General features: G+C 37.4%; 26 protein-coding genes. 5 read left to right on the top strand and 21 right to left on the bottom strand.

Annotation, left to right across the window (positions count from 1 at the left end):
- Positions 1 to 96: 96 nt before the first annotated feature.
- From ACSU6B_RS12060 to ACSU6B_RS12025, 8 genes are all read right to left on the bottom strand, one after another.
- Positions 97 to 1,263, bottom strand: a complete 1,167-nt coding sequence (locus ACSU6B_RS12060) for a pyridoxal-phosphate-dependent aminotransferase family protein (protein ID WP_410885487.1) — start codon at positions 1,261 to 1,263, stop codon at positions 97 to 99.
- 295 nt (positions 1,264 to 1,558) lie between these two features.
- Positions 1,559 to 2,560 (bottom strand): LLM class flavin-dependent oxidoreductase, encoded by a 1,002-nt coding sequence (locus tag ACSU6B_RS12055; RefSeq protein ID WP_410885485.1) that lies wholly within the window; start codon positions 2,558 to 2,560, stop codon positions 1,559 to 1,561.
- 202 nt (positions 2,561 to 2,762) lie between these two features.
- Positions 2,763 to 3,212 carry an SgcJ/EcaC family oxidoreductase gene (locus ACSU6B_RS12050; protein ID WP_215004142.1) on the bottom strand — a complete coding sequence of 150 codons (450 nt, stop codon included), beginning with the start codon at positions 3,210 to 3,212 and terminating at the stop codon, positions 2,763 to 2,765.
- Between the two features lie 139 nt (positions 3,213 to 3,351).
- Positions 3,352 to 4,452: an FAD-dependent monooxygenase gene (locus tag ACSU6B_RS12045; protein WP_410885483.1), complete on the bottom strand. Its 1,101-nt coding sequence runs from the start codon at positions 4,450 to 4,452 to the stop codon at positions 3,352 to 3,354.
- Positions 4,453 to 4,612: 160 nt separating this feature from the next.
- On the bottom strand, positions 4,613 to 5,785 hold the full coding sequence (locus ACSU6B_RS12040) for a DUF3800 domain-containing protein (protein WP_410885481.1): 1,173 nt from the start codon (positions 5,783 to 5,785) through the stop codon (positions 4,613 to 4,615).
- A gap of 101 nt (positions 5,786 to 5,886) precedes the next feature.
- The gene (locus ACSU6B_RS12035; protein ID WP_410885479.1) at positions 5,887 to 6,552 is read right to left on the bottom strand and encodes a carbonate dehydratase; all 666 of its coding nucleotides are present in this window, start codon (positions 6,550 to 6,552) and stop codon (positions 5,887 to 5,889) included.
- A 130-nt stretch (positions 6,553 to 6,682) separates the two neighbouring features.
- Complete coding sequence (locus ACSU6B_RS12030) at positions 6,683 to 7,342, bottom strand: PspA/IM30 family protein (protein WP_410885477.1); 660 nt, start codon at positions 7,340 to 7,342, stop codon at positions 6,683 to 6,685.
- Between the two features lie 22 nt (positions 7,343 to 7,364).
- Positions 7,365 to 7,712 (bottom strand): lmo0954 family membrane protein, encoded by a 348-nt coding sequence (locus ACSU6B_RS12025; protein WP_410885475.1) that lies wholly within the window; start codon positions 7,710 to 7,712, stop codon positions 7,365 to 7,367.
- 375 nt (positions 7,713 to 8,087) lie between these two features.
- Here ACSU6B_RS12025 and ACSU6B_RS12020 point away from each other — a divergent pair, with 375 nt between their 5' ends.
- The gene (locus ACSU6B_RS12020) at positions 8,088 to 8,678 is read left to right on the top strand and encodes a guanylate kinase (RefSeq protein ID WP_215004154.1); all 591 of its coding nucleotides are present in this window, start codon (positions 8,088 to 8,090) and stop codon (positions 8,676 to 8,678) included.
- Between the two features lie 52 nt (positions 8,679 to 8,730).
- Here ACSU6B_RS12020 and ACSU6B_RS12015 read toward each other — a convergent pair whose 3' ends face one another.
- From ACSU6B_RS12015 to ACSU6B_RS11990, 6 genes are all read right to left on the bottom strand, one after another.
- Entirely contained in the window at positions 8,731 to 9,177 is a 447-nt protein-coding gene (locus tag ACSU6B_RS12015; protein WP_410885689.1) for a redoxin domain-containing protein, read from the bottom strand.
- A gap of 82 nt (positions 9,178 to 9,259) precedes the next feature.
- Positions 9,260 to 9,406, bottom strand: coding sequence for a hypothetical protein (locus ACSU6B_RS12010; RefSeq protein WP_410885473.1), 147 nt, complete (start codon positions 9,404 to 9,406; stop codon positions 9,260 to 9,262).
- A 44-nt stretch (positions 9,407 to 9,450) separates the two neighbouring features.
- Positions 9,451 to 9,585, bottom strand: coding sequence for a hypothetical protein (locus ACSU6B_RS12005; protein ID WP_282599543.1), 135 nt, complete (start codon positions 9,583 to 9,585; stop codon positions 9,451 to 9,453).
- A 181-nt stretch (positions 9,586 to 9,766) separates the two neighbouring features.
- Positions 9,767 to 11,359: a long-chain-fatty-acid--CoA ligase gene (locus ACSU6B_RS12000; RefSeq protein ID WP_410885471.1), complete on the bottom strand. Its 1,593-nt coding sequence runs from the start codon at positions 11,357 to 11,359 to the stop codon at positions 9,767 to 9,769.
- 291 nt (positions 11,360 to 11,650) lie between these two features.
- A complete protein-coding gene (locus tag ACSU6B_RS11995) occupies positions 11,651 to 11,836 on the bottom strand; it encodes a DUF2187 family protein (protein ID WP_088088472.1) in 186 nt (61 codons plus the stop codon).
- 118 nt (positions 11,837 to 11,954) lie between these two features.
- Complete coding sequence (locus tag ACSU6B_RS11990) at positions 11,955 to 12,236, bottom strand: hypothetical protein (protein WP_410885469.1); 282 nt, start codon at positions 12,234 to 12,236, stop codon at positions 11,955 to 11,957.
- Positions 12,237 to 12,487: 251 nt separating this feature from the next.
- Here ACSU6B_RS11990 and ACSU6B_RS11985 point away from each other — a divergent pair, with 251 nt between their 5' ends.
- Together ACSU6B_RS11985 and ACSU6B_RS11980 are read left to right on the top strand one after the other, a co-directional pair.
- Positions 12,488 to 13,330 (top strand): HAD family hydrolase, encoded by an 843-nt coding sequence (locus tag ACSU6B_RS11985; RefSeq protein ID WP_410885467.1) that lies wholly within the window; start codon positions 12,488 to 12,490, stop codon positions 13,328 to 13,330.
- A gap of 225 nt (positions 13,331 to 13,555) precedes the next feature.
- Positions 13,556 to 13,963 carry a hypothetical protein gene (locus ACSU6B_RS11980; protein WP_410885465.1) on the top strand — a complete coding sequence of 136 codons (408 nt, stop codon included), beginning with the start codon at positions 13,556 to 13,558 and terminating at the stop codon, positions 13,961 to 13,963.
- Between the two features lie 247 nt (positions 13,964 to 14,210).
- Here ACSU6B_RS11980 and ACSU6B_RS11975 read toward each other — a convergent pair whose 3' ends face one another.
- The 6 genes from ACSU6B_RS11975 to ACSU6B_RS11950 form a co-directional block, all read right to left on the bottom strand.
- Positions 14,211 to 14,411, bottom strand: a complete 201-nt coding sequence (locus tag ACSU6B_RS11975; protein WP_007083691.1) for a cold-shock protein — start codon at positions 14,409 to 14,411, stop codon at positions 14,211 to 14,213.
- Positions 14,412 to 14,601: 190 nt separating this feature from the next.
- A complete protein-coding gene (gene brnQ / locus ACSU6B_RS11970; protein ID WP_215004164.1) occupies positions 14,602 to 15,981 on the bottom strand; it encodes a branched-chain amino acid transport system II carrier protein in 1,380 nt (459 codons plus the stop codon).
- A gap of 321 nt (positions 15,982 to 16,302) precedes the next feature.
- Positions 16,303 to 16,992, bottom strand: a complete 690-nt coding sequence (locus ACSU6B_RS11965) for a BsuPI-related putative proteinase inhibitor (RefSeq protein WP_410885462.1) — start codon at positions 16,990 to 16,992, stop codon at positions 16,303 to 16,305.
- A gap of 184 nt (positions 16,993 to 17,176) precedes the next feature.
- Positions 17,177 to 17,968, bottom strand: a complete 792-nt coding sequence (locus ACSU6B_RS11960; protein WP_410885460.1) for an HAD family hydrolase — start codon at positions 17,966 to 17,968, stop codon at positions 17,177 to 17,179.
- Positions 17,969 to 18,189: 221 nt separating this feature from the next.
- Positions 18,190 to 18,345, bottom strand: a complete 156-nt coding sequence (locus tag ACSU6B_RS11955) for a hypothetical protein (protein WP_410885458.1) — start codon at positions 18,343 to 18,345, stop codon at positions 18,190 to 18,192.
- A 326-nt stretch (positions 18,346 to 18,671) separates the two neighbouring features.
- A complete protein-coding gene (locus tag ACSU6B_RS11950) occupies positions 18,672 to 19,115 on the bottom strand; it encodes a DUF438 domain-containing protein (RefSeq protein WP_410885456.1) in 444 nt (147 codons plus the stop codon).
- 266 nt (positions 19,116 to 19,381) lie between these two features.
- Between ACSU6B_RS11950 and ACSU6B_RS11945 the strand changes: the two genes are divergently transcribed.
- On the top strand, positions 19,382 to 20,359 hold the full coding sequence (locus ACSU6B_RS11945) for a ring-cleaving dioxygenase (RefSeq protein ID WP_410885454.1): 978 nt from the start codon (positions 19,382 to 19,384) through the stop codon (positions 20,357 to 20,359).
- 84 nt (positions 20,360 to 20,443) lie between these two features.
- On the opposite strand, the gene ACSU6B_RS11940 is transcribed toward ACSU6B_RS11945, so the two are convergent.
- Positions 20,444 to 21,409, bottom strand: coding sequence for a DUF1835 domain-containing protein (locus ACSU6B_RS11940; RefSeq protein ID WP_410885452.1), 966 nt, complete (start codon positions 21,407 to 21,409; stop codon positions 20,444 to 20,446).
- Positions 21,410 to 21,868: 459 nt separating this feature from the next.
- On the opposite strand from ACSU6B_RS11940, the gene ACSU6B_RS11935 reads away from it, so the two are divergent.
- Entirely contained in the window at positions 21,869 to 22,177 is a 309-nt protein-coding gene (locus ACSU6B_RS11935) for a hypothetical protein (protein WP_098933185.1), read from the top strand.
- Positions 22,178 to 22,284: the final 107 nt, after the last annotated feature.

Raw genomic sequence — 22,284 nt, 5'->3', positions numbered from 1 at the left:
ATTAGAGGGTGATTTTTTTAGTTAATCGGGCTTTATAAACGCTTTTACTTACCTTGGTCGTGATTTTCCCAGTCAAACAGGCTTTATAAACGAACACTAAATGCGAATAGCCACTTGCTTTTTAAAGCAATCGACAGCTTTCTCTGAATCAACCGGATATCCCAGCTCATTCATCGTTTCTCCGATCAAAACGACCGCATCTTCGAGCATTTGTTCCGTCGTGTTTCCCATATGTCCAATCCGGAACGCCTTTCCTGCCAAATGGGCTAGTGCTCCAGCTACAATCACTCCTTTTTTTGCAAGTGAAGAACGGAAAGCAGCATCCTCCATTCCATCAGGATAAAGAATACAACTAAGTGTGGCAGCAGCGACTTCTTCATTTGCTAACGCCTTCATCCCGTATACGGCAAGGGCCGATCTAACCGCTTTTCCGAATGCAGTATGGCGCTGATATCTTCGTTTCATCCCCTCTTCCAAGACCAATCTCATCCCTTCGTCATAGGCATAGATAAGATTCACTGGAGGTGTAGCAAAGTACTTTCCTGGATCGTTCATAATCGGGATCCAATTATAGATATCACAATAATAAGCAGGAACACGTTCTATTTTGGCACGTGCAGCTAAAGCTGTTTGGTTAAAGGCAACGATGGCTAGACCAGGCGGCACGCCAATTGCTTTTTGTGAACCTGTTAAAATGACATCAATTTTTCCATCAGACCCATGATATTGCCTACTCATATCTTCTTCCATTGCGGCAGTCGCACAAACACCATCGAGAATGACAAGTGCTCCATGTTTTTTAATAATCGGCACAAGTGCCTCTAAATTGGCAGCTACTCCTGTCGACGTATCTGCGTGGGTAATTGTAACCGCCTTAAAATTTCCATTCACTAATTTCGCTTCGACAACACTTGGAGATACCTGAGTACCCCATTCTGCCTGGAGTACTTCTACTTCAATACCAAATGCTTTTCCTAATTTAATGAAACGATCACCGAAATAACCGTGACTGATCACTAAAAGTTTTTCCCCAGCGGCAACTGTATTGACAAGCGCCATTTCCATAGCTATGGTTCCAGAGCCGGAAATAACAAACACTTCACCATCTGTTTTCAGCATTTCCCTTGTTTTCTCGATCGCATTTTTGTAGATAACGACAAATCTCGTGTCTGTGTGTCCCCTAGTTTCCTGTGCAATAGCATCATAAATTGAATCAACTACAGGCGTTGGCCCGGGTATAAGCAGCATCTCTTGATTACGCATTTTCCCATCCCCCTAATTAGCAAACTGTTTCTCCATAAATATATTTCTGTACTCATCTATTTAAACCTTTATCTCAATTTTGACTAATTGGCGAATTTTCTCAAGGACAAAGCCATTAATCGAGGGCACTAACCTGTTCTGATTCATTTTGTAATTTGCCATCGCATTATTGTATTGATTATAGAAAGGGGAGTATACGTTTTCAATAAAGCTGTTCAAAAACCTCCCACGAATTCGTGTAAACGAAAAAGACCAGAAAGAGATCCATTGTCTCTTCTGGTCCTTTTCGTTTGGATTAGTGGCCGTCAACTACTTCTTTCAATATTTCATACGAACGCTTTTGTTTTTCAGTGTCATAAATATACGATACGGCCATGAGTTCATCGACATTATAATAGTCCTGGAACTTAGTCAACTGTTGGCGGACTGTTTCTTTGCTCCCTATCAACGTCACACTTTGCTTCGATGCCGCCATTTCTTTTTCCATTGGGTTCCAAAGCTCATCCAAGTTTTCAACAGGTGGTTGTAGCGGATTTTGAGTGCCTCGAACAACATTTAGGAAAAACTGCTGCATCGTTGTCGATAAAAATTGTGCCTCCTCATCCGTTTCGGCCGCAATAACATTTAAACAAACCATCATATATGGTTTATCCAAATATTCAGAAGGCTTGAAACGACTCCGATAGATTGAGATTGCTTCTTCCATATATCTTGGTGCAAAGTGGGATGCAAATACATAAGGAAGTCCCAAGCTTGCCGCTAAATACGCTGAATCAGTGGAAGAACCGAGTATATAAATCGGAATATTCGTGTCAACGCCAGGATAGGCTTTCACATAGCTTTGCTGCTCTGCTGGGCCAAAATAAGTAAGTAAGGCTTGGACATCATTTGGGAAAGTATAAACTGGATCATTTTTCGATCGTCTTAGCGCGCTTGCCGTCATCATATCTGTTCCAGGTGCACGGCCCAGACCGAGGTCAACACGATTTGGGTAAATCGTGGCCATGGTACCGAATTGTTCAGCCACTACCAGCGGGGAGTGATTCGGCAGCATGATCCCTCCAGACCCTACTTTAATCGTATTTGTATGTTCCAATACATGTTTAATTAAAATCGATGTCGCTGAACTGACAAGGGTAGCTGTATTATGATGTTCTGCGATCCAATAGCGTTGATAGCCCATTTTCTCGACCGCTTGCGCAAGGTCAACCATTGACTCAATCGCTTGGCTGGGACTCTGCCCCTTCCGGATCGGAGCTAAATTCAAAACAGATACAGGTATATTAATTGTTGCCATATATATAATTCCTTTCCCTAGAGAGATTACTACTATAGTAACAATAGGAAGGCAGAAATCAAAAATAAATGCTTAACAGGAAAAGGGTGTCAGGCACCATGTGAAAAATTCACATGGTGCCTGACACCCTTTTCTTTCCGAAACTTTATTTTAGTAATTATAAAAAATGACATTTATGTACTAAGTATCAGAACAAGCAGCTTTATTTTATTAACTCTCTCAGCTCTGCAGTCATTTTTTCCACTAACTCTGGTCTGCCATGAAACTGGGCCGGAGTATTTTGAAACAATTGAATACGCCAATCCCCGTTTCTTTTTACAACTACAAGCGTATGATGTGTGTTTACATTGGGGTTAAGATCTGATTGCTTTGGCGGAACCATTCCAGCTATGGCGCGCAAAATAGCGATCTCTGAACCTAGAAAACGTACATCCTTCACTTTACTTACAAATCGTGCCGTAGGATGGTGTTCAAAAATTGGCTTGAGATGTGAAAATATTTCTTGTCTGCCAATGGATTGACTTCCATCAAAGCCAATATTCTCCCCATCATCCGCAAATAATTCTGCCATTCCCTCAGCACTTCGGTCATTCCATGCATCTAAAAGCTGAGCATAAATTGCTTTTACTTCTTTTAACTCAGAACTCTCCATATTTTACAAACTCCTTTACTTCCTTTTTAATTTATCGTAAAACAAAACTAACCAACTTATCAACTTTGTGGTTAATCTCTCACAAATAAAAATGAACCTTCTCCCACTCCATTAAAAGGTATAGGTGAAGGTCCATTATTTAATTTAGTGCAAACTGAGCAAATTTTTCCGAAAATGAAGCTTCTTGTTGTATTTGCATTTCTTGTTGTACTTTGATTTCAGTTTTTCTACTCACTTCAAATGTTTTTAATCGCTGTGCAGTGATGTTTTTATCCATAAGAGCTTCGGTTAAGATCGGCGCTAACACATGCGCGTCCTTCATTCCACAATTAATCCCGATTGCACCAGTTGGAGTCATCGTATGAGCGGCATCCCCAATAATAATTAATCCGTCCTTTACCCATGTTTCAGAACGAGAGCTTTGCACCTTTAAGGGAACAAAGTTATTCCATGTATGAAGATGCTCTAATACCAGCTCTTTCAATTCTGGAAAACTTTCGATCAATGGTTCAAGAAATGGCTGTAACGGTTGCTTTCTTAATGAAGGAAATGATCCTTCTTCAATATTCCAGCCAATTTGAATGAATCCTCCCGTCTGTGTGAACAAGGCAAGCTGATGTCCATTGACATGCACCATTCTTGTTGTTGGCTCCCATCCTGCAGGAGCGGGAATTTTGGCCCACAATACGTCATATCCATGCGTCATCTCGATCGTTGGTATCTTTGCCAGCTTTCTGACTGTCGAATAGCGGCCATCTGCACCAACGACAACCGAGCTTGTGATCATTATTTCTTGACCGTCCCTTATCGCTTTTACACCAGTATAGACTCCATGCTCATCCTGCATTAACTCCGTTACTTTTGTGTTATAAAGAAGTCGGTAGTTTTTATATTGTTCTGATTCTTGGTTGATTGCACTTAGTAAATGAACTTGAGGAACATGAATTCCTACGTGATCCTCATCGGTTGAAGGGATAATTGTTTGAACGATATGTTTGCCAGCAAAGAATTCAACTTTTTTCATTTTAAGTATGCCTAGCTCTTCTATCTTTTCAAACAATTGATGTGCTTTCAAAATGGCTTCTGTTTCAGAATTTATATGTTCTCCTCTAAATTTCCTGTTAACTCCAGAAGCTCGTTCTAAGATAATAGTTGATAAACCGGTTTTGGCTAAAAGAAACCCTAGTAATGTCCCTGCTGGTCCGCCACCCACAATACAAACATCTGCCTGTAGCTTCATTTTATCCACCTTCTGGTTATATTTATTATTGAAAAAAATTATTTTCAAAAGTTTCCTTATAAGAATAAAAGTTAATTATAGAATAACAAATTTGTCGTATTCAGTCAATCTAAAAAAAGGTCAGTCCCGCCAACTATGGATGTCGTGGGGGACTGACCCTTTATTCAGTAACCGCTAATTTTTCCAAATCAATAATTTTTTTAAGATATTCATATTCGTTGTTTTCGAGAATATCAATTTCATTATTGGTGGCAAGTAGAACTTGATTTCGACACTTAGATATTCTTTGAATCATCGGGTGTATGGTTAGGCTCGATAAATTTACAAAATCATATAAGTCTGTTAAACAAACTGGCAGTTTGTATCCCTTATTGCTGCTGGCAATTAACAACCCGCTATCACGAAGCTTGGAAACGATGTTCGATCTAAAGTAATGGTGATTTATTTTGTTCACTCGGATGGCATTTAGATTATCTAAAATTTCTTGAGTATAGACATATTCATTAGGATTTTCTCTTAGATTAAATAACAGGAACTTGAGTAAATCTATCCTAATTTTTTCATCCGCATCTTCACTTTTTTTATTCTTCTCAAGATATTGAAGGGTTAAATTAACTGATTGTTTAAAAATAACCTCATCAAATTGAGAGTCCTGATTCCTTGATATGTAATCATGTAAATAGTTTTTATAGTTTTGCGGCCATAAATTAATGGCGATGATTTTCTTTTTGATGATTTTATGAAAAAGCGGATAATGTTCCGAGTACTGGGTCTGATCATAACCTTTTGCAATCGTCCCTGCGATAAAATTAGCCAGTTGAAGAAGTAATTCGGATTTACTGTGATTAAATCCAAAGATGGAATAATTAAATAAATCTGGAACACTTTTTTCTGCTATATAGGTTTTAAATTCAGTCATGAATTCCTTCGTTCCTTGTTCCATTAACACAAGATCCAGTTGGTCAAACGTTCGATTTAGGTCATCATAGATTAACCGATTCATAAATTTGATAAAGGTCTTTTCAAACGTGATGCCGCTATCTTCTCTAATTTTTCTTTTATCGACGACATATGCATATATATTAAACGGTAAATCTTTCAGTTCATTTAATAGTTGAATTCTTAGATGAGGGTTATCCATATTATCAGTATGCATTTCGTCGGTTTGAAAGTATTTTTGTCTCACCTTTTCAACTTCCTGTTCTAACAATTCTTTATTAGACTCTTTTGCTAGAATAGAAACGATAATAAAGTGGGTCGAGACATCTTTATTTTCAAAATCAAAACTATAATCACCAGATTCATCAATAAACGCAAATTGAATATCGTTCATTCTCCCACCTCACCCAAAAATTCTTTCTTTAGGTACTTATTTCAACAAAATATGATCTAAAACCTTCAAAAAGTTAATTTTCCCCTTATTAAATTCATTGATTAGCACGTTAAACCGCAAGTACAGCGATTTTTTCCAAAAACAAACGAATAAGCAGATGGAAATTCTTGATTCACCCGCTGGACCTCAAGGGCAAATTCCTGTTCATTTTTAGGAACATTTGATAAGGAATCGGCTTTTTTCTGATTATCAATATGAGCGCCTGGTGGAACAAAGCTTCCAGGCCTTAGCGTTACTCCACCAGTAACAACTGCCCCTGAGGCGATGAAACTTCCTTCTCCGACCTGGGCATGATAAACAATTGACTTAAAACCGATAAATACCTTTTTATCAATCTGACAGGGACCATGAATCAATGAACCATGTGCACAGGATACCTCATCGCCGATATAGACTGAATATTTCCTATTATTAACCTCTACATGTTTGTTTTTTAAACCATGAAGGATTACTCCGTCCTGCAAATTACTGTTGCTTCCAATAAAGAAAGGCGTTCCTTCATCTGCACGAATACTGACGAAGGGACCGACATACGTATTATTCCGAATCGTAACGTCGCCGACAATATAGGTGAACGGGCTTAAAAATGCCATTTTATTTATTTTTGGAAAAATTGGTGTGGGATTTACGGAAGTTACCGGATTCGAACCTACAAAGTAACTATAAATATTAAAAGGACCAATTAAATTATTGGGATTATGCCACAAAATAAATTCCCCTTTCAAATAACGGGATTTTTAATTATTCATACTACATATACGTAGGTTTTCTGAATAAATACCTTTTTTCATGGTCCAAATAAAAGACAGTGATTCCTAAATCACTGCCCTTTTAGCATTATTCTTTTGTTAGGTTTACAGGATTATCACCCTGTTCACTTTTTTCTTTTTCTAACTGCTCTATCCGTGCATCAATTGTACTTTGGAAGTAGGAATGGTTCACCTTGTGTTCTAATCGTTCCAGATAGGTTTCTATATCCTTAAACTTTGTTGAAAATTGGTCCGAATATGAATTTGACTCTGATACCTGATTTATTTTAATATTAGCCCGTGTTACATTTTCCCGGCCCATTAATTCCATCCGGCGAAGATGCATATCCTTTAACTTTTGCTTCATTTCTTCATGCTTTCTTTCTAATTCACGTAACTGCTCAATTACTTGTGCAAGAGATACATTTAGACGTTGGGCCCGTTCTGAATACTGTTGATGCTCAGCTGAAGCAAATTGATATAGCTCTGTTTCTCCAGCTTTTAATGCAATTTCGGCTTGGTACTTTCTTTTTTCTGCCCGCTCTGTAGCTTGATGATATTCTCTTGTAAATTCTGCCTTTAAGCTATATTGACGTTCGATAAGCTTGCCAACCTTCTCCGTCTCCTGCTCACATTGGCGAAGGTATTGATTGAGCAAATCAATCGGATTTTGTTTTTCTTTGTGTTGACGAGTTTCATTCAAATCAGCAATAATGAGATCTTTAATTTTCGATAATAAGTTTGCCATTGTTCACTTTTCCCCTTTTAAATTAATATTTTTTTAATTCATTCCATTGTTTATCAAAATTTACAAATGGATCGGATTCCTTGTTCTCAGGCGGCTTTTTGTTTTTATTCCACTGTTTATAAACAAGGAACAGCACATAAGCTGCTCCGACTCCGATGAGTGCTGGAATATGGTGGATGGTTGCTGAAAGGACAATTAAGCCGATGATGACTAACCCAATTTTCCAACCTGTTGATTCCGCCTTCAAAAATTGTTTATAGATGAAGTAAAGAATCGCTAGACTTACAAGTAACGCTACCATCGGACCAATTGTTTTGAGTAATATAAAAGCTGCAAGGCCACCTGCTAAAAGTAACCCAAATTTTTTCATGTTAATTTCCTCCTTTGTTTCACTCATCTGAAATTTCCCAGTGATTCTCCCCTCTGTCGACACCTGTTGCTCGCCAGTTGGTAGGTTTCTTTATCTTGTTTTCATCTTACCTTTTTTCAAACTGTTTCATAATTGCGCTTTAGCTTGATTTTTCTCTCAGACTTAAGACGTAGATGCTATCGGACTGCTTAGTATTGAATATATTTAAGGAACAACGTTTTTCACTAATAAAAATCAGAAAGGTCAAACTTTCTATTTGCTATCTATCTGTTATAATTAAATTATCCCAATTCAACCATTTTATGGTGTAATACTAAAAAGCATTTGCCTTCAGGTAGATTCTTTTTTATATAATCCATTTTCAGGAGGTTATCTATGTATAAAATCAAAAATAAAGAAAAGCTATTCATTTACACAGGACCAGATGGTTCAGGGAGAAAAACGGTTGCCAAAATGGTTGCGACCGCGTTTGATATGGAAACTGTTCTATCTTACACGACTCGTTCCCCTCGTCATTACGAACAAAATGGGGAAGACTACCATTTTATTACCGATGAAACATTCAAAAAAATGAAAGAGAAACAGGAATTTCTTGAATGTGTCGAAATCGATGGAATTCACTATGGCATCCGCGAAGAGGATATTGTTAAGGCATTCGAGTCCCATAACCTTGTCTACCTAACGTTAAATCCTGAAGGTACCGAAAAATTAAAACAGATGTATGGGGAACGTGTCATGCGCTTTTTCATCTATGCCGACCGGGATACGGTGATTGAGAGACAAAAGGAACGCAAAGATAATGATCAAGATATAGCCCGCCATATGGCCCATTATGATGAAACAATGAACTATAAAAACAACTGTGAACATGCCTTTGAAAATTATGATTTGCCTCAAGTTTCCTATCAAATCAGTGAAGTCATTGAAGGCTTCCTTGAAAGAGGTTTCATTGTTACCGATTATTAATCAGAAAAAAAAGTGTCAGGCACCGAATGGGTGCCTGACACTTTTTTTAAATTTACTGGTTTGTTAACTTTTCAAGTTCATTAAACACCGCTTCATAATCTTCTTTTTTATCAGCTTTAAATGAGGTGTTTATGTAGGTTATCATGCCAGTTTTATCCACCACAAAGACTGAACGAATCGCCGTTCCGCCTTTTTCGTTAAGTACATAGTAACTTTTTACCGTTTGTTTAAACCAATCTGATAATAAAGGATATGGCAGAGTTCCCATACTCGCTGCAAAAACTCTATGGGAGTGGATATGATCCACACTAATAGCTAGTACTTCAGCATCTAATTGCTCGAATCGTTTGTAATCCTCTTTCCAAGAGGATATTTCCTTAATTCAGCCGGGTGTAAAATCCATTCCATAAAAGGCAACAACTATGTTTTTCTTTCCTCGATAATCAGTTAATGCAATCTTTTCTTTTGTCGTCGCCGTTAATGAAAAGTCTGGGGCCATCTCGCCAATATTCAATGACACTTCCAAGATCTATTCCTCCTTTCTAGTCTAACTAAGAAATTCGGTTCATTACTCTCATAAATTATTTACCTTTATTGCTGGCTGGGTCCTGAATTGGAACATGCTTTGGTCTTTTTGGATAGGAAGCCTTCCCTTCATCTGGACCTGTAAGGTCATTTCTCTGGTCAAGAACTTTCCCAGTATATTCAATTGGATTATTCTTTGGCATTGTCTCACCTCCAAGTTAAAGGGGCGATGCACTATGATCGTCCGTTAGCTCTTCTTGTTTTGAAATTTTAATTTCTGCTCTGCCTCACTCATGTTTGGATTACTTCTGGGTTGACTTTTGCTTAACGCCTTCTTTAATTCAATATTGGCATCATCATCCGTATTATACTTCTGGTCCATACTTCTCCCTCCTTTTTGTTACTTATTATGAACACTATTAGTGGGTTCATTCGTTTGTTATTTTTTACATTACGGAAAAAGCATCGTTTTAGATAATCCCTTCTAATCCGTTTGCATGCTGACAAACGAAAAAAGGAGTCCTTCCCCTCACTAAGGGAAAAGAACTCCAAATTCAATCTAATTAATTGACTCTCTTCGGACCGGTCCAATACATTTCTCTTAAACGAAATTTTTGCAATTTACCGGTTGCTGTTTTTGGTAAAGCTTCTACGAATTCAACTGCCTTCGGTGCTTTAAAATGTGCTAACTCTGACCGGCAGAACTGGACGATTTCATCTTCAGTTACTTTCGCCTCAGGTTTTAACACGATAATCGCCTTTGGAACCTCGCCCCACTTTTCATCCGGGATCGCAATCACGGCAGTTTCCAAGACAGCCGGGTGCTTATAGAGGACTCCTTCAACCTCTGTAGAAGAGATATTCTCTCCACCAGAAATAATCAAATCCTTGGCACGATCACGTATTTCGATGAACCCATCTGGGTGAGTTACAGCCAAATCTCCCGTATGGAACCAGCCGCCCCTGATTGCCGCTGCAGTGGTGATTGGATCCTTGTAATAACCTGCCATGACGACGTTACCACGCGTGATGATTTCTCCTAATTCTTCTCCGTTCCAGGCCACTTCCTCCCCATCTTGATGTACAACCTTTGTTTCGCCATTGAAAGCAAGTTCAATCCCTTGTCTTGCCTTGATCGCTGCTTGTTCATCAGCTGTCATTGCATCAAATTCTTTTTTCCACTCACAGTAAAGAATGAAAGGAGAGGTTTCCGTTAGACCATAGACATGTATCATATTTAAACCCAGAATTTCTTGTGCTTTATGAATCAGTGCTGCTGCAGGAGGTGCACCGGCTGTCGCCATCCGTGGGGTCGTAGTAATCTTAATTTCCTTTGCCTTTGGCTCATTGACCAGCATATTCACGACCGTTGGCGCACCGCATAAAAGCGTGATTTTCTTCTTTTCAAATAATTCAAGTATAAGGGGCGGCTCAACTTTTCTGAGACATACATGGGTACCGCCAGTAGCCGTAATCGCCCAAACACCGCCCCAGCCATTCGCATGAAACATCGGTAATGTATGTAGATAGACATCCTCATGGTTGACACTTAAATGATACATGAAATTAGCAGCATTTAAATAATTCCCTCGATGTGTAAGCATGACTCCCTTGGGTTTTGAAGTCGTCCCGCTCGTATAATTTAAAGTTAGCAGTTGATTTTCATCAATATCCACCTCTGGAATTGTAACCGTTTCCAAACTATGTTGCAAAAAATCCTCATAATCGATGCCCATTAGAGAAGTATCATGTCCCTGTACAGATACAATAATAATTCGTTCGAGGGAAAGATTATCGATTATTTTCTCAATCGGGCCGCAAAATTCTTCATCGACAATTAACATTTTCACATCACTGTGACGAATGATATACTCTAGGTCATCCGCAGTAAGCCTGTAATTTAGCGGTACCATGACCGCGCCAAGCTGGCAGATTCCATAAAAGCACTCCAGCATATAATGCGTGTTAGGCAACATGACCGCTACATGATCACCTTGGATGATTCCTGCTTGAAGGAGAGCAGCAGAAAGCTGATCGACTCGCTTGCCAAATTCTTGATATGTAAATTCCTTTTCTCCATCGATGACTGCTGTTTTATTCGGATAATACTTCACCGCCCGGCGTTTCCAATCTAATGGGGTTAACGGGGAAAACATATAACCAACTCCTCTTTTATTAAATGAGAGTGATGGGTAATTTTTTCGCGTATTGGTCCCTTTGATGTATACATCACAATTCTATTCTTGTCCCAAAAATAAGGATTTGTCAATTAATAATTTAATTTTTCTGAATTTAGCATTTAACTACCTTTATCACAAAAAAAATCGAGTAGAGACTTAGTCCCTCACTCGAATTTTGTACTTATCCTTTTTTCTTTTCACTTGAGTTTTTTCTGGCTTATTTTACATTTAGGGGTTTATATCAAACTATTATGTAAAGCAAGAGGGTCAACTTTTCGACTTCTTAATTTTGTAATTTTTATGGTTTACAATGGTAGTAAGTGGTTCATCCTTATCTTTCGAATAACCATATTGGACCATAACAGAATTTTCCCTAATACCAGAAACGACACCTTCATGATTTTTTCCTTCACGACTAAAGGAAATCACATCGCCAATATTTGCCGTAGCCATTCCATCACCTCGACTTTATATTAACCAATAATTCCCGAAAAAATACTTTCTATCTATAAGGAAAATGATCAGAAAAAAAAGCCCTTGACGGGTCAAAGGCTTCGCTTTATCGGAACAATTAAAGTACGATCGTACTTTGTAAAATAAGTTCATTAATAGTTTTCCTAAATCCCCAAATAATGTCCGATAACATTGCTAATTCAATATCTATTTCTCTAATGTCCCAATAATGTTCGTTTTTTCGGTGGTAGGTAAACTTTCCATCAGGATACTTCATAATCGTAAGCGTTCCATTCGGACTGACTGTATTTAAAGTAAGAAAATATTTCGTCCCATCCCAATTAGCATACCTATCAAAATGATTTAGAAATCCAGTAATTTCGCTACTTCTCAAAATCATCACCAGTCACCCCTTAACTTTTAATCGGTAAAAACGATTCGTGAAAAAGGAACGTGAGGATTTTCAAAAAAATACATCCTCCATTAAGTTATTGTTTTCATTATAGAAGAAAAAAAAGTTAATTCAACGATTATGGTAACTATCCAAACATCCTTTTGTGTAAAATGGTGTCAGGCACCAACATAAATTTGGAAACACATTTTCGGGTTAAAATCTGCTATAGTAGTTTTATGATGGAATGGAAAGGAAATATGACAAATATGAAATGTATTTCAATCGATTTAGATGGTACCTTATTAAACTCTCAGCATGAAATAAGCTTGGAGAATGTGAAGGCTTTAAACGAATTGAAGGACTCAGGCCACTGCCTTATTTTGAATACAGGTCGTGCTTACGCTGATGTCATTAAATTAAAAGCCGTTCAAAATATGGAGATTCCGATTTTTTGTATCAATGGTTCCGTTTTATATTCAGAAACAAGAGAAATGCTGTACGAGGCTACATTAACAATTTCAACCTATAAAAGTATTTTTATGATATTAAAAGAACTCGGCGTTGGTATTTTGGTTTACACCAATTATGGCGGTTTTCCTTCGACATTGCCTCCATTGCATGGGAAAAGTAAACAAGAGCTCGATACCCTTTTTCAAGAATTCAATTATGATGAAATTCTTGAAAAAGACAATCTAAAAATCTATAAACTTATTGCCTTGGTACACCCGGAGCAAATAGAAATGATAGCAGAGGTTAAAGCGGCATTAGCAGGGAAATTTGATATTTCGATCGCTTCCTCCTTTCCAAATAATGTGGAAATCACTTCAAACGAAGCACATAAAGGAAAAGCTCTATTACGTTACCAAAAAATGTTGAATCTTACTTTTGATGAAATAATCGCTTTTGGGGATGGCGGCAATGACCTTGCCCAGTTTGAAGTAGCTACCACTTCAGTTGCCATGGGAAATGCCCCTGTCAATGTTCAGCAAAAAGCCGATATCATCACAAAGACTAATGACGAAGATGGTTTTGCCTACGCTGTTCGAGAGCTTTTACAATTATTGAACACAGAAGAGCAACCATCTATAATTAAAAACTAAAATTTTTCTGCTTAAACAACTGCGTCACCTCAAAATGGGGGACGCAGTTGTTTGTCGTTTAATTTTTATATAGTCTGTAAGGCACGTCCAGTCATTTAATACCAAGGACTGCATACCCTTCTTACTAAAGGGGGGATTTTCATTAACAGAGAATTTTCGAATAAAACGTCTTCCAAATCTTCCGTTGTTTTTGGAATCATTTTTGGTGTTATAGGGATAGGATTCATGTTTCTCAATATTTGGATCGGTTCGTTTATCTTTGTGATTGGAGTTGTTATTTTTTTGTGGATGCGATATTTTGGCAACGACACCACCGTTTCCTGTCGTGAAAAAGGGTTCACTGTCACAATCATTAATAAGCGAAAAGGAATCTTTGTAAACGACTACGCCTGGGAGCAAGTTACCGAAACCCACTATTACGAAAGAGAATCTGCAGGTGAAAATAACACAACAACACGTTATTTTCAGGTAAAAACCGAAAATGGTGCCGCCTTTAATGTATATGAAATGAAGAATTTTCATGAATTAATAGAAATATTCAATCAAAATACTGTCCACTTGCCTTACTTTTGGGAAAAGCCAACAGGAATCTTAAAAACACATTATCAAAAACAAACCCGAGTTACTTCTTAACTTATTGACCCTTCCCCTTAAATATTCATCCTATATGAGCTTATAAAGGAATTTTAGTTAGTAATTTTCTATCAATTTAAAAAAATTAGGGATTGGAAGGAATGTATGCTATACTTTGTTTACCATTTACTTTACGTTTTCATAAGACCGCCCTACTCAACTGCAGAGTAGGGTTTTTTATTTGCTTCGATTTTTACCAACAAAAAAAGACTCCCATAAAGAGAGTCTTTTTATATTTTGGTTCTTATTATGCTTTACGAACGTTAGTAGCTTGGGGTCCACGTTGACCTTGTTCTACTTCAAATGTTACAGCTTGACCTTCGTCTAAAGATTTGAAACCTTCGCTTTGGATAGCTGAGAAGTGTACGAATACATCGTCCCCTGCTTCGCGTTCGATGAATCCGAATCCTTTTTCTGCATTAAACCATTTCACTTTACCTTGTTCCATTTGTTGTTTCCTCCTCGTGTGCTGTGCACACATTGTGTTACTATCCTTGCTCAGATCTTCAAGACAGAAAGTTTAGCACTTATTATCCTACCGACTAACAAAAATAATTCTTCCTTACTATAACAGAGATTGGTAAGGAATGCAAATAGGTATTTAGGATTAATTTTATTTTTTGATGTTTTTTACAATGCTATAAGGCATTTTCAGTCTTATTCTTTACGCGGTGTGCGGAGAATTTCTGCACATTGACAAAAATCCCTGTTATTAAGATGGTAACCAAAACAGGCAGCAGCCAGCCGAGCCCATTGTTATAAAAAGGCAATACTCGATCATAAAACGCAATAATCTGCGCTAGCCACCCAAAATATTCGATTCCAACCAGATCGCAAAATGTTTTAAGCCCATCGATAATACTAATCATAAAGGTGACTGAAATGGCTGTTACATAAACAATCCGTGAATGGTTAAACAGCTTGGACAAAAAAGTCAGCAGCATTAAGGCAATCGACAATGGATATAAAAACATTAATACAGGTATGGAAAAATTAATGATATTCGCTAAACCGAAGTTTGCGATAACAAACGAAACGAGCGAAAAGAAAAGCACCCACATTTTGTAACTAATTTTCGGTACTAGTGTATGGAAGTATTCGCCGCAAGCTGTCATCAAGCCGATGCTCGTTGTTAGACAAGCGAGTATGATAATAACCGACAACATAACCGTACCAAATGTGCCAAAATAATAGGAAGATGCCTTCCCCAGAACAGGACCTCCAGTATCAAAAAGTCCGAATACGCTCGTGCTTGACGCCCCTAAATAAGCAACGCCAACGTATATAATTCCAAGAAAAATTGTCGCAATCAGTCCAGACTTAGCTGATGCTATAAGGATACCTCGTGTAGACGTTACACCCATCGAACGAATTGAATTGATAACGATGATCCCAAATACAAGCGATGCAAGTGCATCCATTGTGTTATAACCTTCCATAAATCCTTTCATGAACGCCCCGCTTGCATATGTTGCTTGTGGTGCCTCAATTGAACCTATTGGCTTGACAATAACCATTACTAATAAGATAAAAATTAGAATGATAATAGCAGGAGATAAGATTTTCCCCACACGGTCCACAAGCTTTGCTGGGTTTAATGAAAACCACAAGGTCACAATAAAAAACAAACCAGAGAATACAAATAATCCAATTTGACCAAAACTTTCACTTACAAAAGGTGCGATCCCAATATCATAGGCTACTGCGCCCGTCCTAGGTGCGGCAAAAAATGGTCCAATTGTCAAATAAAGAAGCGATGTAAAAATAACCCCATAGAGCGGGTGGACCCTGCTTGCCAGCTCCTCTAAGTTCTTGCTCCCCGAGAACCCCATCGCCAGGATTCCAAGAAACGGCAGCCCAATTCCGGTAATTAAAAAGCCTGTCACCGCCATCCACACGTTGGATCCTGCATTTTGACCAAGTGCTGCTGGAAAAATTAAATTCCCTGCCCCGAAAAACAAGGCAAACAACATTACTCCTATAACGAAATACCTTGAAAATGGTAATTTATTTTGCATATTAGCTACTCCCACCTAGATGTTCTCTTCCTAATTAATTGATTCTAAAAAAATCTATATAATGATATATTCCGAGAATAATATTACTACCCTCTCGAGATAAATTCAACCTATTTTTGTGATTAGTTAGATAATTTCGAAAGGAGAAATGTTTATTTTTCTACCTATTTTATAAGATTTTGGTAAATAGTTGTGAAAATCATTTATTTCATTTTTCTCATCAATACTTTTCCAGAAAAATAATTACCATAAAATTCCCGTCAAATAAACGGCCTTTGTCTGATTTCAGTCAGCAAAGGCCTTTTAGCTTTTTTAATTAATTTATTCCTTTTCCAAGATAAACTTTTGGATCAGCTTTTGCCCAGTTTCATTTTCCTTGTAAAAAAATGAAACCTGTTCACCTTCCTTTAGAGATGATAATTGCTTTATGGCATCCTCTGTTAACTGGAAGGTTACCTTCTTGCCCTCTATATCGATTTCAATCGTATGGGGATCCATTTGGCCAACCAGCACACCGGTTCCTTTGCTAAACGAATTTTTTATGATTAAGTCTGTCACTACTTTAGCTTCCTCTTCTTTTGCTGTTAAGAACACTTCGATTCTATATTGGCCATTGGGAAGATCTGAAATGGTAAATTCTTTTGTGATTTCTTGATTATTTGCTAACTCTACTTCCTTTATGGCTTGCGTTGACATGACTTCCTTGGAGTATTGTTTGACTTTTTTCCCTTTTAAGTCGTAAACAATGTAATCAGCTTCTAAGCCACTAGTAAATGTAAGTTTCTGTGGTTTGCCTGATAGATTTTTAACCTTGTATTTGATAATCATCTTATCATTCACTGCTTTTGTTTCAATCGTTGCGTGAAATTTAGCTACAATCTCATTCTGTTTTGGAAGCTCTATCTTAGTACCTTCGGCGCTCCCCTTTGTAGTAGCACCTGTTCCACATCCTGCTAAAAGGACAATCATTAATGCTGAACTTATAATAAAAAACAATTTATTGTTTCTCAATTCTTTTCTCCCCTTTTCCAAAAAGGCAATTTATTGGTCTCAGCCATATAGTCGACGAAAAGAGGAACAAAGTTACATGATTACTAAATAAATTGTTGCACACTATTTTCATCCATACAAAAAATTGCCGTATATATAGGAAACTCCCTATTTATACGGCAATCTTTCAACTAGTTTGTTTTTTCTATTTTTTCTTCAATTCCTCTAATAATGGAAAAAGTTCTTCCAAATGGGTAATCTCATAAGTAGGGATAACTTCATTTCTGGCTTTTTCATGACGGTTAATCCAAACCGTTTTGATTCCTGCCCTATTGGCTCCTAGAATATCTGTCATTAAATTATCCCCCACCATAAGGACCTCATCCTTTTGAACCGACATAAGCGAGAGTGCGTGTTCAAAAATGGTCGGATCAGGCTTCCCTCTGCCGAAATCCCCTGAAATAACAATTTGATCAAAATATGGAACCAGTTCAGGTGTTATCGTTAGTTTTGTTTTTTGAAGATCGGGTGAACCATTTGTTAACAGCAGCAACTGGTAATTCTCTTTTAACGTATCAAGAATTTTAAATGATTCCTCATATACAAACGGCAGGTTTCTACGCTCTTGTGGGAACCGTTCCGCTAACTCGAATCCAAAATCCGTGTCATCCACGCCCAATGATTTCAAACCAGCTGTCCAAGCGTCCTTTCGATAGGTAGGAACCATTTCCTTCATCTTTTTAAAATCATCCTGATCATCTAAAAAATTACCCCATAACCCTTCAAACGGATTAATCCCAATCATTTGCGTAAAAGGGTAAAATTCATAGGAAGCATATATGTTTCTTGCTGCCTCTCGAACGGCCTCTTCTAGTTGGTCCGCATCGACCCCATACCGTTCCTCAGCTACTTTACACGTAGCAGCAAAAGCCTCCTTCACACTTTTTTGATCCCAAAGCAGTGTATCATCTAAATCAAAAAAAATCGCTTTAATCATCGTAACCTTCCCCTTGTATAAAAGATATTTTTACTAGTTTACCATTTTAATAATTGAAAATATATAATTGTTAATTTTTTATTCATTTATTAGGGAAGGGAACCGATAATCGAGTGTTTCAAGCATCAAGATATTTTCTTAGGAAGATACGGTTAACACATTGTTTTTGGATCCAATATCATGAAGCACCGGGTCGACTGTTACATTATTTCCCACAACCATTAATGCGCATTGGGATCCTTCGAGACAATGATGACCCCATTCTTGACTACCGTTTGGCTGCCGATGACCGCATTTTCAATCCAGGCGTTCTCTTCAATAATGGTATTTGGCAAGATGACTGTGTTTTTAATTCGCGCCCCCTTTCCGATCTTCACACCGCTATACACAACGGACTTTTCGAACGTACCATAAATTTCCAGCCTTCACTCAGTAAACATTGGTGAACCTTAGCCGATTCATCCACAAATAACGGGGGCAGGTTTATACTGCTCAATAAATTCGATATTTTAAAAACAGCATGTGACGTCCCTTACTTCCTATACTTTTATTATATCCGTTTTCTTCCATTTTCCCGTTTAACCTGTTACAGCTTTGTGAAAATGCCCTGATTTTTTATCGACACTAAAAGTGACGCAAACTCTGTAAGACATACTTATCCTTAAACTTAATCCAAAAATCCTCAAACTCTTTTTTGCCGGACTTAAAATCTATCCTCGATTAGCTTATAGATATTTTCAGCTGAATCATCATTGACAAACTCCTCTAAATGTACTAAAAGCTTGGTGGTTAACAACTTATCAACCTCTTGATTTTCGAGTTTAAAGGTATGAACTGGATGACCTGCCTGGTCTTCAGGTCTTCCAATTTGATGGTTTTCTTCTTTGATCGTTCCTTGAAAAATGACTGAATGCTGCTTGTAGATATGCTTAAGTTCAGCAGCAGAAATACTTTCTTCTTCGACAAAATCATGTTGTAACTGGGTTATTTCATCGACGGTTATTTTCCCGATAAACGCATCAAAATGAGCTTTGACCTCATCAAGATTTCGTCCATTATGAAGATCCATAAAAAGTTGTTTTAGTATATCTACACGTTCTGTATTTTCACTAGTTAATTGTTCACGGTTATTAATGATTTCACTCATATCAGGATTCTCCTTTGCTATTTCAAACTCATTAATAACTTAACACTTCCTAAACTGATTGTTTGTGATTAACATCATTAGTAACAGGGTAATTGTGAAAACTTTAAGGACGAACTTTTTGACAGCCTATTAATTTCATGTTATATTTATCTCGAATTAGAGATAATCAGTTTAAAGATAATGTTTCAAATTGGTTTAGAAGATACTTATTAAATAAGTCTATTGAATATAAATAATCAAATAGAGGATAAATTGGAGGATTCAAAATGAATAATTTAAAAGGTATGCACCACGTAACAGCCATTACGAGCAGCGCAGAAAAAAACTATGAGTTTTTTACGAATGTATTAGGGATGCGCTTAGTTAAGAAAACCGTTAACCAAGATGATATTCAAACCTATCACTTATTCTTTGCCGATGATATTGGCAGTGCCGGAACCGATATGACCTTCTTCGACTTTCCTGGCATTCCTAAAGGGGTCCATGGTACCAACGAAATTTCAAAGACTTCCTTCCGTGTCCCAGCTGATGCGGCGATCGAATTTTGGGTGAAACGCTTTGACCGTTTAGAGGTAAAACATACAGGAATTAAAGAGCAATTTGGTAAAAAAACACTGTCGTTTGTTGATTTTGATGACCAGCAATACCAATTGATTTCAGATGAAAATAATAATGGTGTTGCAGCTGGTACCCCATGGCAAAAAGGACCGATTCCTTTAGACTATGCGATTACTGGATTAGGCCCGATCTTTGTTCGTGTCGCTAATTTTGATTACTTTAAAGAAATGATGGAAAAAGTTCTTCTATTTAAAGAGATTGCACAAGAAGGAGCGTTTCATTTATTTGAAGTAGGTGAAGGCGGCAATGGTGCTCAGGTAGTAGTCGAATATAATGCGGTTCTTCCTCAAGCACGCCAAGGATTTGGGACGGTACACCATGCGGCATTCCGTGTCGATGATCGTTCCGTTCTAGAAGAATGGATTGGACATATGGAGAGCTTTGGATTCCAAACATCTGGATTCGTCGATCGCTACTTTTTCGGATCACTTTATACAAGAGTTGCACCGCAGATTCTATTTGAGTTTGCCACAGACGGCCCAGGATTTATGGGAGATGAGCCTTATGAAACACTAGGTGAAAAATTATCTTTACCACCATTCTTAGAACCAAAACGGGAACAAATCGAGAAATTGGTTCGTCCGATTGATACCATAAGAAGTACAAAAGAATTCGTCAAAGAATAATCCTTTTAAAAATAACACACAAAGAGCGTGGCCGTGGGCCACGCTCTTTGTTATTAACTTATAAGGGTCAGTCCCCCACTACTTTTAATCACCCTTTTTAATAAGTTTGTTCCCTTCCCAAAACCATTTATTCTCTTTTTGGAATACCCCCCCAATCCACCAATCACGTTCCACAAATTCACAATGATCTTTTTGTCCAGTTAAAACATCTAAACCATTGGAAGTTAACCTTAGTTTTGAATTGGGTTCCTTATTTTGATAGTTGGGTAATGCAGAACCACATTCCAACAATGGATAGGGTCCCTGCATCAGCTCGTTTAGCATGGCCGTAAAATAAAGATCACTTATCCCATCATTAATTCTTTGCATACTTATCGATTGAAATAATTCTCCAAACGAGCATGTATTTTTATCAAGATAGTTTAAAACTAAGGTTTCTACTACATTTAGACCTGTATGCACTGAGGGAAAGTAGCTTAAGTGTGATTGAAATGCCTGTTTTAAAAAAGGTAATTTTTCATTTGATGAAGCCATCCATTTTTCAATATCTATCGGATTCTTAGATGTATAAGCTCTCCAGCCAGTAATAGCTTCTATTATTTGTTCATCTGTTATTAGTTGTTTCTTTTGATAATAAAGTCCTTCCAATTGCTGAGATGATAATTGACCAAGGCCATAAAAAGGTTCTACCCCCTCATACTCATCAATAGTCACCAACCATAGGTTTCTATACTCTTTTTTTGATAATTCGTTTAACAAATACATTAACATCGTTTGATCATACCGATCGTGCTCAAACCATAGTACAATCTCTTTATCTCTAGGGATTTTATCAAGATATCGATTTTGGTCTTTACAATTCCGACTAAATAACTCAGCAGGAATAGCTAATTTTTCTTCAAAAAAACGGGCCCTGCGATGGATCCAATTTTCCTCCCTAATATCTTCGGATAATGGACCAAAATCATACATCTCCCGCCAAACTAGAACATCTCCGGGAAGATTTCCTAGCTTGTTCCCCACTGCATCCCCATTTACGATGTGAATCATACCAATACCTCATTCCTTGTCACGCTTCAACAAAACGGTCGCTGGTGCCTGACACCCCACTAATTAGCTTAGTTACGTATTAGTAACTTTTCTAATCCATTTGTGCTGATGTTCCCAGCACCCCCACACATCATGCATCCATCGTTGAAACTTAATCCGCAACCGGGACATTTAATTGTCATTAGGCTCATTTACCTTCACCTTAATCATTTATTTTCAAGTGATAAACCTATTTTATCATAGAAAGTTCCTATCGAATTTACGTCTCATTTTCCCCACCTATAAATAATTCATTACTTTAGAGTAAGTAGCCTATAAACCATTTTCATAAAAATAAATTCCATTTACACATTTATATTTTTGTTATATTTACATAGACTAATATGTTGCTTTTTTAGGTAAGCATATTAGTTTATTCATTTGCATATCGTTTTAAGACGGGAAAGGAGACGATTGAATATGTATAGTACCGAAGTAAACAAAAAAATTGAAAGTATTGCCCATCCAAAGGTGCAAAATATAATAAGAACATGTGTGGAACAAGGATGCGTGTTCAAACCTCATCCAAGCAACCCTAACTTAGTGAATTTATTTGATCCTGTACTCAGGAAAAATATTATTGGGGACATTAACCTTTTAAGTGAAAGAGGATATTTCACACTGGAAGTGGAAAATGGACGTTTCAAGACTTTTAGAAATGAAGTTATGGGATTGGATATAAATAAGGCAGATTTTGAAGATAAGGTATTAAGAAGATTGAAACGGTAGCCTTCGATATTTCAGACGTGGAAAAGGGCAATGATTTTTGAGATCATTGCCCTTTTTTGTTTATTAAAAACCAATAAAAAAGGACAACCTTAAATGGTTATCCTTCG

Source organism: Neobacillus sp. C211 (genome assembly GCF_051842875.1).
Taxonomy (GTDB): domain Bacteria; phylum Bacillota; class Bacilli; order Bacillales; family Cytobacillaceae; genus Neobacillus.
Note: the sequence above shows the minus strand (reverse complement) of the source record. Positions and strands in the feature narration are given on the sequence as shown.